The sequence below is a fragment of the Paractinoplanes pyxinae genome, from assembly GCF_026626335.1.
Taxonomy (GTDB): Bacteria; Actinomycetota; Actinomycetes; order Mycobacteriales; family Micromonosporaceae; genus Actinoplanes; species Actinoplanes pyxinae.
In genome coordinates this window covers 1-527 of the sequence record NZ_JAPNTZ010000041.1, presented here as the reverse complement: position 1 = coordinate 527, position 527 = coordinate 1, and the positions used below count along the sequence as shown (strand labels likewise).

Genomic DNA, 527 nt, shown 5'->3' with positions numbered 1-527 from the left:
ACCTTGGCGAACAGGCGCTCGCCCTGGCCGTGGGTGTCCATGGTGTTGAACAGCCCTTGTGAGGCCGCGGTCTTGAGGAAGTCGTACTGCCTCTTCCGTTCCTCCTCGGCGTCCTTGCGGCGCGCCTCCTGATCATGGAGGCGGTCCTCACGGTCTTCCTTCTCGCGCCGGAGAGAGTCCTCGCGCTCCTGATCCAGGGTTTTCATTCGCTCCTCGTGCTCGCGGCGGCGCTGGGCTTCGGCGTCCTCACGGCTTCGGGTCTCCAGCTGCAGCCGTTCGTCCCGCTCGCGTTGCGCCTCCTCGATCGCGGCCCGACGGTCGAGGTCGTCGAGTTCCCGCAACCGCTCCGAAAGTGCCCGGGCGTCCATCCGTCCGTCCGCGAACGCGGCCATCAGCGCCCTTCGCGGATCGTGGCCGATGGTCTCCATGTCGAGGGCGAACTCGCTGCGCCGGAACGCCGAGCGCTGCGCCGCGATGTCGAGTTCGTGCCGGGCCTCCGCGCCGGCCTCGTTGCGCTTGTACAACCG

1 protein-coding gene is annotated in these 527 nt (G+C 68.5%); it reads right to left on the bottom strand.

The annotated features are described in order from the left end of the window. Positions 1-527 (bottom strand): hypothetical protein (locus OWR29_RS47970; RefSeq protein ID WP_267570398.1); only part of this gene is annotated, 527 nt, incomplete at both ends.